At 55.5% G+C, this 10,949-nt stretch carries 14 protein-coding genes; 7 read left to right on the forward strand and 7 right to left on the reverse strand.

The features are described 5' to 3' along the window. Nucleotides 1-82 precede the first annotated feature (82 nt). The 6 genes from ACIQ20_RS16570 to ACIQ20_RS16595 form a co-directional block, all read right to left on the reverse strand. Entirely contained in the window at nucleotides 83-1,300 is a 1,218-nt protein-coding gene (locus tag ACIQ20_RS16570; RefSeq protein ID WP_395782269.1) for a hypothetical protein, read from the reverse strand. Beyond that, the gene (locus tag ACIQ20_RS16575) at nucleotides 1,282-2,580 is read right to left on the reverse strand and encodes an MBL fold metallo-hydrolase (protein WP_395782271.1); all 1,299 of its coding nucleotides are present in this window, start codon (nucleotides 2,578-2,580) and stop codon (nucleotides 1,282-1,284) included. Before ACIQ20_RS16575 ends, ACIQ20_RS16570 begins: the two co-directional genes overlap by 19 nt. Before the next feature lie 825 nt (nucleotides 2,581-3,405). After that, on the reverse strand, nucleotides 3,406-3,618 hold the full coding sequence (locus ACIQ20_RS16580) for a hypothetical protein (RefSeq protein WP_395782273.1): 213 nt from the start codon (nucleotides 3,616-3,618) through the stop codon (nucleotides 3,406-3,408). Nucleotides 3,619-3,918: 300 nt separating this feature from the next. Continuing rightward, the gene (locus ACIQ20_RS16585) at nucleotides 3,919-4,509 is read right to left on the reverse strand and encodes a mobile mystery protein B (RefSeq protein WP_395782275.1); all 591 of its coding nucleotides are present in this window, start codon (nucleotides 4,507-4,509) and stop codon (nucleotides 3,919-3,921) included. Beyond that, a complete protein-coding gene (locus ACIQ20_RS16590; protein WP_395782277.1) occupies nucleotides 4,506-4,970 on the reverse strand; it encodes a mobile mystery protein A in 465 nt (154 codons plus the stop codon). The genes ACIQ20_RS16585 and ACIQ20_RS16590 overlap by 4 nt, the downstream gene beginning before the upstream one ends. Before the next feature lie 128 nt (nucleotides 4,971-5,098). Continuing rightward, nucleotides 5,099-5,416 (reverse strand): hypothetical protein, encoded by a 318-nt coding sequence (locus ACIQ20_RS16595; RefSeq protein WP_395782279.1) that lies wholly within the window; start codon nucleotides 5,414-5,416, stop codon nucleotides 5,099-5,101. Nucleotides 5,417-5,799: 383 nt separating this feature from the next. On the opposite strand from ACIQ20_RS16595, the gene ACIQ20_RS16600 reads away from it, so the two are divergent. Beyond that, nucleotides 5,800-6,324, forward strand: a complete 525-nt coding sequence (locus ACIQ20_RS16600) for a GNAT family N-acetyltransferase (RefSeq protein ID WP_395782281.1) — start codon at nucleotides 5,800-5,802, stop codon at nucleotides 6,322-6,324. A 35-nt stretch (nucleotides 6,325-6,359) separates the two neighbouring features. Here ACIQ20_RS16600 and ACIQ20_RS16605 read toward each other — a convergent pair whose 3' ends face one another. Further along, on the reverse strand, nucleotides 6,360-7,022 hold the full coding sequence (locus tag ACIQ20_RS16605; RefSeq protein WP_395782283.1) for an ArdC family protein: 663 nt from the start codon (nucleotides 7,020-7,022) through the stop codon (nucleotides 6,360-6,362). A gap of 27 nt (nucleotides 7,023-7,049) precedes the next feature. Here ACIQ20_RS16605 and ACIQ20_RS16610 point away from each other — a divergent pair, with 27 nt between their 5' ends. From ACIQ20_RS16610 to ACIQ20_RS16635, 6 genes are all read left to right on the forward strand, one after another. Beyond that, complete coding sequence (locus ACIQ20_RS16610; protein WP_395782285.1) at nucleotides 7,050-7,337, forward strand: transposase; 288 nt, start codon at nucleotides 7,050-7,052, stop codon at nucleotides 7,335-7,337. Next, nucleotides 7,334-7,834: a hypothetical protein gene (locus ACIQ20_RS16615; RefSeq protein ID WP_395782287.1), complete on the forward strand. Its 501-nt coding sequence runs from the start codon at nucleotides 7,334-7,336 to the stop codon at nucleotides 7,832-7,834. Before ACIQ20_RS16610 ends, ACIQ20_RS16615 begins: the two co-directional genes overlap by 4 nt. A 67-nt stretch (nucleotides 7,835-7,901) precedes the next feature. After that, entirely contained in the window at nucleotides 7,902-8,837 is a 936-nt protein-coding gene (locus ACIQ20_RS16620; protein ID WP_395782289.1) for an SDR family oxidoreductase, read from the forward strand. 476 nt (nucleotides 8,838-9,313) lie between these two features. Then, nucleotides 9,314-9,976, forward strand: coding sequence for a TetR-like C-terminal domain-containing protein (locus ACIQ20_RS16625; RefSeq protein ID WP_395782291.1), 663 nt, complete (start codon nucleotides 9,314-9,316; stop codon nucleotides 9,974-9,976). Beyond that, entirely contained in the window at nucleotides 9,973-10,431 is a 459-nt protein-coding gene (locus ACIQ20_RS16630; RefSeq protein ID WP_395782293.1) for a DUF2141 domain-containing protein, read from the forward strand. The genes ACIQ20_RS16625 and ACIQ20_RS16630 overlap by 4 nt, the downstream gene beginning before the upstream one ends. A gap of 178 nt (nucleotides 10,432-10,609) precedes the next feature. After that, a partial coding sequence (locus ACIQ20_RS16635) for an NAD(P)-dependent oxidoreductase (protein WP_395782295.1) occupies nucleotides 10,610-10,949 on the forward strand: 340 nt, incomplete at its 3' end.

The following is a 10,949-nucleotide window of genomic DNA, read 5'->3' on the forward strand; positions in this document are numbered from 1 at the left end:
AAACTCTCGCACCTTTAAGCAATGATCCCATCGTCATGCTCAGCGCAGTCCCCTGAACATGATCAACTCAGCCCTAAACCGGCTACCTCATGACGCCGCTGTTACACCACGCCGTGGGACACGATCCGCCAGACGCGTGCTGTGTCGCATTGTCCAATGCCCATTCCAACGCGGAGGTTTCACTGGCCAAAGCTTCGTTTTGGTTCGCCCATCGCTTTGTTGCCATCATTCGAAATTTTAGACTAAAGATCTTCGCGAAATGATGATCATTGAGGTCGCGCAAACGCCTTTCGGTATCGCCGGATACGCCGATCTTGACCAAAAGGGTGCCAACGGGTGCAGGCGTTTTGGCCAATACTTCCGGGTTCTCGCAAATAGCCAGATAGGTTGTGTGCATTGGCTCGCGAAATGAATAAGCGACCTGCACCATTTCCCGACCATAAACAGGTACTTCCAGCAGCCGATGCTGCCTTATAAGATGCTTTTCTTCATCAGTTAGCGGTACTATACCCCGTGTCGCTTCCCATGAAGTGGAACGTGCTTGGGGTAAAACCTGCCGTGTCCAGGGAGGTTTTTCGAATGCCCAAGCTCGGCTTATTGGCAAGCCAAATTCCCAGCGTCGCTTCCCCCATAAACTGAGCATATCCCGAACTGCTTCCGGGGCGGTATGAGTGTCGTGAGATGCTACTTCTGGCAGAACTTCGACGATCCCTAGTACTCGGGCAACATCTTCGGGGGCAATGTTGAATCGGCCAACATGCCCTTCGATTGCTTGCGAATGTTGGCTGCAAAAGTACACTACATAGATTGGCTTGCCCCCCATCCGTTCTAGGATTTGATCGCGAGTTGTCTTGTGAGTGAAACTGGTCATTCCCCATGACCCGGGAGAGAAGCCCCACGTTCTGGTCGCAAAAATTCGGTCAAAATCTATTTCTGGTGCCAAAGGCTGTTCGAAGCCCATTTCCGGCACGGTGGACCAGTCAAATGCGAAAACGCGCTCTTGCTCATCTCGGATTACAATCGGGCCGTAAACTTGGTGGATGTATTCCAGCGCATTTATCGGCGGCTCACTAGTTCCAGTGGTGCATAGAATTGCGGTTAGGCAAGGCAATCCTTGTCCATGCATGTACTCCAGTACTTCCCAAAGGTCGCCGCCCAACCCACGGCCTTGAGGATGATGCCAACTAATAGCTCGCGCCAATTCTGGATAAGTCGTTCGAAGCCGACCCATCGCTTGCAACGCCAAGTGCCGAGCAATATCGCGTTGACGAAGAGTTAGGGTCATGCCCAGTGTCGCCATTGTAGAACTGACCTGTCCTTGTTGCTGACCTTGACAAATTGCCTGCCTTTGGATCGCACGGACTCTTTAACTAGAGTACTGGGATGGTCGTAGGGGTTCGGACCAGTTGCCGCAACGAATTGGCTAGCATTCACCATCGCATCTGGCAGGTTCAAATCATAGTTGTGCCGCGATCCATGGTGAGGGAGGCCAAACACGTTTACCCGGGGCAACAAGTGTTTGTAGTGGTTCAGGAAGTTCGTGCGCCGAATTTTGACGTCGAGGTGCATATCGCCGGTTCCGAGCCAGCCAACGCCATCTTGAAAATTGCAGGAATGCCATAGCTTGGGGTTGCTCACGCAATAGCCGCTCCAGTCACTACCCAGAACTGGTCCGGCATAGAGTGCCATCGACACGAGATTATGGTCTGACCAGATTACTCCATAGCATTCACGTAACTTTATACGCATTTCCGAGTCAGTAAGGGCGGACAACCAGAATTTTTTAGTAAGTAATTTTCGGCCAAACATTCGCTTTAGAGCTTCCTCAAAAGTCTTCAATCGCTTCGCCGAGGGGCGATGCGCATAAGGCGCGAGGACCCAGTCCAATGGCAGCCCGTCTGGAGCTACTAGCTGCAGGGTCTCTCGGGTTTGAAGTTTTGTGACACTCAAATTTTTTGTCTCCGCACCAATAGGAGTGGAGGCCTGACCTTGGTCATGGCCCGACCATTTCGCCCGGATCTCCCCTTCTACACGACGATCTAGTCCTCCTTCTGGTGGGTCTGGACCAAGCGGAGCACCTTCGTCGTCATTATTAGGCTCGATAAATGTCACCCGATCCACACCGCGCGATCCAAACCATCCGGGGATGTCCGCTAACAACGTCAAACTTGTCCCAGATAAAGCGCCGCTTGCGGCATCGCGTGCTGCCAGCAAAAGGCAGTCAAGGTCATTGAGATAGGGCAACACGACCTCTCGCACGCGGACATTAGCAAGGAGTTGGTCAATTCCGATTACATGGTCGCTGTCTAAGTGTGACAGGAAAAGGCAATCCACGTCGCCATTGGTAGCCACTTTAGCTATTTCGCGCGTCAGCGCATCCCTTTGGTTCGATCCACAATCATAGACCCAATGGAACCGTCCACCGGCAATCTCGAGCAGACCGCTCATCATGCCGCCTTGACCGACTGGGTGCTGGGTTAAGGTAACGTCCAAATTGGTCATTTTTAGTAAAGCATTGTCCATATTCAATTCAGATGTCTGGTCGCATGCTGTCACAACATCCAGAATTTCCAAAATCATTTAGCGCGTGACGGGCGTCTCTAGTCCCCGGCTTGAGGCGAGCGATGATCAAGCGGAAATTGAATTGAGATAAAGTTTCGGTCAATTTCGACTGCACGAAGATAAAGTCCACATCTCGGTTGGAATGATCAACCGATCACCATTTGCAATCCCATCATCTAGGCCCGATGCATAATACATACTTGATCCGAGATCTGGTATGAAAATGCCAATAGGAGCCGGGTCTGTTCTCGATGGCATCCAAACCAGCGATACCGTCGACGCCTCATCATTTTTGTCAAAGAAGAAGACCTTCAACTGTTCTTCTAAACCGGGGAACTTCGGGACGAGGTACTCGCTCATATATCCATTAGTTGCTGTGGTCTCAAATCTCCACCTCTGATTTGTCGTGGTCCTTCGCAATTCCGCAACCAGCTCATATCGGGGGTCTTCGGTGGGCATGCGCCTAAATGACAATTCGTATTCCGTCTCACCGGGAATTGTATATTTGGCGTTGCCAAAGGCACAGTTTATCTTGCCAGTGGCGGCGAATGACGAGGACATCGCTCCGCATGTAAATAGCGCGGTCGTAAAAATTAATGTTTTTATTCGCATCGCACGTTCCCCAAACACTAAAATTAACATCATAACCCTGAGTAAAATTGTTGGGTGATTCAATTAATGAACAATTCTTTCCAGATGGTAATCCTTTTGGTGAAAGTTGGTAACTGCTGATGCGACAATCGGGAGGGCAGGGCGGTTCTGTCTTGGGGGGTGGTTTCAGGCGCTGGCTACTGAGGCCCAGCCCCATGAGGGGCTGAACCAGTGAAGCCCCGCAGGGGAGCGTTAGCTCCCCTTCTTGTTGGCGGTTGGCTTGTCTTCGTTTATGCGCATAACGATCCGGCCGTTTACGGGGATGGCATTGAGTGCGATCGTGAAGCCTTTGCCGTCCTTGGTTGACCATGCAACGCCGATGTCAGTCCAGCGGGCGTTTTCGCCGTCACCTGTTACATTGAACAAACGGTGGCTTGGGCGGGATTTGGTTGTTGTGTCAGTCATATTGGTTCTCCTTCGTTAGATCGCGTTGGGACAATTCCCGCTGCGTCATGGGGAGAAAAGCGACCAGACGAATAAGACTGTGATCAAAGGTTTTGCGGATGCAAACTATCGCGCGGAGCTGCAAGGCACTGAAGCGAGCGACCTTGAACGCAGGAGCGTCTGATCGATAAACCCATGAATGAATGCGAGCGGGATTTGGACTATCAATACGCGATCAAGTGAGAACCAAGCTGACACAACCGAGGCCACAATCCGCCAAGCCGCGACACTAATCAATCAGGTGAGAAAACGCTTCGCAAACTAAGATCGTGCAAAGGCAATCAATAGCGAGAAATCATGCGCATCGGCTGCACGCAATGCTTCGACATAGGCTCGTCGTGTCGTCGTCGCATTAACGAGATTTTGACTGCCCCAGGAAAAGCGTGGCTGACCTAGTTGCTGGGCGAACAGATCGCCTACCATACGCGAGAAACGTCCATTCCCATTGGGGAATGGATGGATTGCCACCAATCGGTGCGAAAAGCGCACAACAATTTCATCGGCGCTGAATGTGCTGTTTGCCACCCAGAATTTTGCATCATCGATGGCTTGCGCAACATCCATGGGAATACGCCATGCTTCAACACCGATATTGCGCGGCGTCTTTCGATAGTCACCCGCCCATTTCCACACTTTACCGAACATGCGCGTGTGCAATGTGCGCAAAAACTTTTCATCGAGCACGTCGCGCTTGCGTGATGCGAGCCATTTGGCTGCATCGGCGATGTTGATCTGTTCGGCTTCGTTCAACTCACGGCGAAGCGTGATGTAGGATGGAATGAGCTGCTCACGCTCTTCAGGTTCAAGAGGTGTGTTCGCTTCATCATCATCGTCGAAAAGAGGATCGCTCATTCGTCATCCCATACACGGCGAAGTGAACCCATGAGCATCTCTGAAACCAGTCGCTCGCGCTCGGTCGCAAGATCGCACTTATCCATCGCCTGATTTTCTAGGCGCATAGTATGGTGAAAGCGCGCAAGTTCTGTATCGGCTTTCTTTGCGGCTTGATCACGCAAAATATCGTCGAGTGTAGTCGTCGGCACGATGGCATAGACGAACGTGCAATTCATCGCTTCGGCGGCTTCGCGAAGGCTTTTGATCGTCGTTGATCCTGTCACTTCGGCTTTCTCAAGCGTGTTTACGCGAGGGCGCGTAACGCCCATTCGTTCTGCCAGTTTTTGAGGAGATAAGCCAAGTGCTTCACGGATTGCCCGCACCCAGCCAAACGGAGGCACGATGACGGCTTCACGATTGAGCTTGCTCAAGCGGCGATCCAGATTTTTGCGGGCTAAAAGGGTTTGGTCAGGGCTCATATTGTTATCCTTAGCCCCAATAGTGACACATATATGTTTCATTGTCAATTTATTTTAGAAATATATGTGTTTCTATTTTCCACATCAAATGAAATATATATGTTTCTTTTGAGCGTGACACTCCCGCTCTAAAAGAGCGAGAGTTGGTTGCTTGCGGCTTGGCGCGCTTGGCATTTGTACCAGCATTTTTCGGCACCTGCATCCTCGAACCATGCCTCGACAAAGGCGGCTGGGCCGCCTGCATTGATCACTGATTTTGCATCGATGAAGTGCGAGCGATAGCCTGTCTCTGAGACGGGCAGAGCTGCACGTGCAGGCTTCATGCTTTGAACTTCTAGATGACCAAGATGTCTGCCATCTTCAAACTCAACATAACTGTTTTGCCAGCGGATTTCGATTTCAATACCACGCCAGTTTTTTGTGATGATTTGATAATCGCTATTCATGTCTGCCTCCGTTTTGTTTGGGGTCGTCCAGTGGACGGGAGGCCAACAGGCAGGGTGCAAAGGCGTAGCGTCACCGCCCAAGGAATCGAAGGAAGGGGAACGGCCAACACGGGAGCGGATTGCAAAGACGCGAATGGATCGGGCAAGCCGTTGACGATGGGCCGAACCCTGCCAGCTTCACCGTCATTGTTACTGGATGATCCCAAACAAGGAGGCAGCCTGAAAGGCTAAACCGATTATCCATCACGACGTTTGAAACGCGCATGAAATTGGGAGCCGTCTGGGTTCTCTGCTGATCTTCGAACTGATCCATCGCAGAATTTGACGGTCTGCAAAGCGAACCTGTAGCAGGCTAGTGTTGAATCGGATAAGCTATGGTTGTAATGAATGATGAAACTTTCGAACTTCAATGCTGGGCCGAAATCCATCGAGAATCCTTTGTCGAAATGCAAAGAGATGCCGATGTTATGGCTGATCTTGGTGGCGTATTCGACCGGGAAGCAAGCGACGCTAAGTTTGATCGGTATCGCGACGCATGGCTACTTCACGGCATTTCGCGATGGGCGGTCGTCAGTGCTCGTGGACAATTTCTTGGCTATACAGGTGTTATGAGGCGAACTGACCTAGATCATCCGCTTGGTTCTCATTACGAAATTGGCTGGCGTTTCTGTAGATCCGCTTGGGGCAAGGGTCTTGCGACGCGAAGCGCACTTCAGGCGCTACATCACGCTTGGACAGTTTTGGAAACGCACGAAATTTTATCCTATACTGCCTCAAATAATCTGCGATCTCAAAATGTAATGTCGCGACTAGGTTTGAAACGCGATGAAGCACGTGATTTCACAGCGATGTATCCAAAGGGTCAATGGAGCGGGTTAGTTTGGGTGGCAGGGCGCCCTAGCTCATAATCTTGATGGTCAGCTCATTAGAGAAAAGGCAGCCGTTAGGCCGCCTCTCGTTGTTGAGTTTGAGAAAAGGTCATCAAGAATTCTGAAGCCTTGTTTGCAGCAGATGCAGCGGCAAAGATCGCCTTGCGATCCGCCTTCAAGATGCGAAGCCAGTGACCAATGTAATCAGCATGATCGGGACGTGGTTCGACGGTGATCCCAAGATCGCCGCACAAGAATGCCGCGCCAAGCTCTGCAACCATTTCTTCCATAGCGTAGGCGTCATCGCCAAAGCGTTCGCCAAATGTGCGAGCCATACGATGTTCTGCACCTGACCAATGCGTAAGTTCGTGAAGTAAAGTGGAATACCAAGCCTCGGTGGGCGAGCTTGATTTCGTACCAATGAAACGTGTGCGATCTGGCATAGTGATTTGATCGCTCATGCGATTATAGAATGCGCGATCTCCACCGATGGAGATCTTCACATGGGTGCATGCGATCAAAGCCTCTGCGGCTTCACATGGATCGATGCGATCAACTGAAGTTTGAAGCTCTGGAACCGTGAAGCCATCAACTTGTGCGACATTGAATACACGTGATGCACGGGCAACGAAGGTACGTGATCCGCGATCATCGTTTGACGCATTGTCTTGATCGGAAGGTGCAAGATCGCGATAGAAAATGATAACGGACGATTTCTTGTGCACGGCGGCGAGCATCCCTACCTCTATCTCGACGGGATCGTGATGAGGCGCAGCTGGGCCGGTGAAGTTCGCAATGTTTCCCTTCTGGTCGCAAGTGCCGTCAATTCCGAGGGTTTCCGAGAGATCCTAGGGATTTGTGAAGGGGCCAATGAAGATAAATCCGGCTGGTCGGCATTCCTCCGCCACTTGGTCGAGCGGGGCCTCAAGGGCGTGATGCTGATCATTTCGGGCGCCTGCCGTGGCCTCGTGGAACGTGCCGCCGAGTATTTGCCAGACGCCCGGTGGCAGGCGCACCCGTCAGACCTATTCTCACGGAGGCCGCTACCATGATAGTCTTCGTCATTATCGGTTCGCTCGCCGCCATCGGCGCGCTCTGCTGGTTGCTGTTCATGCTGGCCGTCTTTGCGCGCTTCCAGCATTCATCGGCGTCAGCGCGGGCATTTGGGCGCATGAGACCGGCGCCGGCCTGGTCTGCGCCATCGTCATCGGCGCCGCTGCCGCCGGGGTGGCACTCGGCGTCGGACAGCGATCACCAACGGCGGCAAACCGAAAATCCGCAGCCATGTCGAGCATATCTTTGCCGAGCAGAAGTCGAGAATGGGCCTCGTGATCCGCACGATCAGTATCGCCCGTGCCACGCTGAAGATCGGCATGGCGAACCTCGTCGACAATGTGAAGCGGCTGATCAGCCTCGAAAAGGCAGAGATGGCGTGGCGGAAGCGCCCGAAGTGTTCAATCAACGGCCAAAATGGGCGATCTTTGGCGGGATCAAAAGCCCGGTTCTCATCAACGGTCCGGAAATGCATGCGCCCAAAACGGCCGAATGACGTTGATAGAGCCGTCCAACTGGCATCATCGTAAACTTCACATAAGTTCGCTGAACTGGAGGTCTTCATGTCCGACGCCAAAAATTCAACAATATCAGTTAACGCCAAGTCTGCTCGCGCGAAGGCAGTCCTGGTCACGGGCGCGACTTCGGGCATTGGTCAATCGATCGCCGAACTGCTCGTCGCGAAGGGCTATCTGGTTTTCGCTGGCGCACGATGCGAAGCCGAGAAGCCAACGGAAAAGCGTGAGCTGGCAAGCTCGTCGAATTCACTTCGCTATGTCGCCATCGACGTCACTGATGAAGACTCGATCCGCACCGCGCGGCGCTTCATCGAAAGTCAGCTTAGCCCCGATCAGCCGCTCGCCATCGTCAACAATGCGGGCGTTGCTTTCGGCTCGCCGTTCGAGCCAGAACCGATCAGCGAAATTCGCTTGCAGATGGAGGTCAACTACTTCGGCCCACTCAGAGTGATCAAAGAATTCTTGCCAGTGATTCGAAAACAGGGCGGACAAATTGTGAACATGAGCTCGATCTCGGGAAAGAGTTCGATGCCGTTTAACGGCGCCTATTGCGCGTCCAAGTTTGCGCTCGAAGCCGCCACCGATGCGCTCCGACTCGAGCTCGAACCTTGGGGGATCCCGATTTCAAATGTTCTGCCAGGAGATGTTCAAACCGAAATCTGGAGAAAGGCAACCGCCGCGATCGACGCTGCCGCGAGTCAGTGGTCAGATGAGCACAAGCAACTCTATGGGGGGACCATCGAGTTCATGAAAAATGAGATTCGATCAATTGATGGCTCCCCGCCCAGCGATATCGCTCGCGCTACCGAAAAACTGCTGCGCTCCCGCCGCCCGCCGGCGAGAGTCTTCGTGGGCAAGAATGTCTACCTCTATTGTTTTCTCGAATGGCTTCCGACCCCGCTTCGCGATTGGCTGGTCTTGCGGCGCCTCGCAAAACTGAAAAGCGACCAGCGCCAACCGAGCCTGGGGGAGCGTCTCTAAGCCCTGCAGGAGCAGGAAGGTGTCGAGCGGCGACAGGGTCGCCCCGAGGTTGCGCGGCTGCTCGGACCGCAGGCGGGTGCAGAAGCCGTGCCCCCGAAGTTGTCCGCCCACGTGATCCCGTCGTAGGACGCCACCGGCTCGGTCATCGCCGGGAACCGGCCGTTCGTCCGGTCGAGGCGATGCGCTCCCGACGGCCCGCCGCGTCGAGTTTGCGGTTCTCGGTCGCGATTTCGGCGTCGATGGCAGCGATATCCGCAAGCGCGGTGCAGGCGGTCTTGAATGCCGGGGCCAATTCCCGTTCGACCCGCCGGCGAAAGGCGGCCCGACATAACGGAACTCGCTGTCGTAATCGTCTTCGAAGATCCAGGCATCGGCTTGTCGCGCCCAATCCAGCAACGCCACGCGTCTCCGCACGCTCATGGTCACGCCGGTCTGCGCTTGACTCCATTTGGTCAAGTCGGTAACAATGTTACCCAATGAATGTCACCAACGATAGCTTTGACTACCAGAGTGCCCGCGCCGCGGGCGATGACGTGGTCCGCCGCGGGCTGCTGGAGCTGGCGGCCCGGCTGCTGGCTGAGGACGGGCCGCAGGCACTGACGTTGCGTCACCTGGCGCAACGGGCCAACTGCTCCACGAAGGTCGTCTACACGCTGTTCGGCGGCAAGAACGGACTGAGCGAAGGCCTGAAGGTTGAGGGCTTCGCGCGGCTGCGCTTTACCGTTGAGCGGGAGCGGCGCCGCCACCGCGACCCCGTGCAGGCATTGCTGCCGGTGATGCTCACCTACCGCAGCTTCGCGCTCGCGCACCGGGCGCTGTTCGGTGTGATGTTCGGCAATGCACTGCCCGAGCACTTACCGACCGAGTACTCGCGGCAGCAGGCGCGGCTGGCCCTGGGCGCAGTGGAGTCCGCGGTGGCCAAGGCGCGCGCTGCACTCGGTGCGGGGCCGGACGACGCCCGCGAGGCCGCCGTGCGCCTATGGGCCGCGGTGCACGGGCCGGTCACCCTCGAAGTCGAGGGCATCACGCCTTTCGACCGCGACGGCGAGCGGCTGGCCCGACTCGCGGTGACCGATGTGCTGGCCAGCCTTCGTCTCAATCAGCCTCGCGCTGCAACCTCGTTGGAGAAAACACCATGAGTCACCGCAACCGAATCCTGGCGGCGCTTTGCGTTGCCGCACTACCCGCGGCATGGATGGCCGCGCCGGTGGAGGCTCGTGACGAGGGTGCCGCCACCCTGCGGGTGGAGGTGGCCTCCTTTCGCAACGCCAAGGGCACACTGAACTGCCGCCTGTTCACCGACGCGGCCAGCTTCCCGGACGGCGAGGGCGTGCGCACCTTGCGCGCCCGGATCGATGGCACCCAGGCCGCGTGCGTGTTTGATGGTCTGGCGCCCGGCGCCTACGCGGTGGCGGTGGTGCATGACGAGAACGGCAACGTCCGGCTAGACAGGAATTTCGTGGGCATTCCGTCGGAGGGCTACGGCGTCTCGAACAACCGCACCTACGCTATGGCGAGCCCCAAGTGGGACGAGTCGCGCTTCACCCTGGCAGCGCGCGAGGCGTTGGTGCTGCGCATCGGCCTGCGCTACTGAGGGCACCGACGATGCGGCAGTGGTCCTCTCAACGCCCAGCACTCATTTTCATGGCGCATGCGGTAACAATGTGTTTAATTAGCAACGATGTTTCTCCGCCTAACGGTAGGAGCCAGGCACCGCGCAGCTGCTGTTCGATTTCGCCGAGCGCCAGGGGCTGCCCGACGGGGAGGACACGATGAAGCTCGCCCTCTTCGGCGCCACCGGCCTCACCGGTGGACTCGTACTCTCGCAGGCGCTTGAGCAAGGCCACGAGGTGACGGCGCTGGTTCGTGAACCGGGCCGCGTGTCGCTGAGCCATTCGCGGCTCACCGTTCTGGGCGGCAGCCCAACGGGGTCGGAGGATGTCGAACGCTGCGTCCGCGGCGCCGACGCCGTCATCCACTGCCTCGGCATCGGCGGCAAAGGCGACGGCCGGCCAACCACGCTCGTCTCGGACTCGGTGAAGGTCGTCCTCGCCGCGATGGCGAAGCACGGCGTGCCGCGCATCGTGTGCATGTCGAACGTCGGGGCCGGCA

The organism is Aquidulcibacter sp., assembly GCF_044346625.1.
Taxonomy (GTDB): domain Bacteria; phylum Pseudomonadota; class Alphaproteobacteria; order Caulobacterales; family Aquidulcibacteraceae; genus Aquidulcibacter.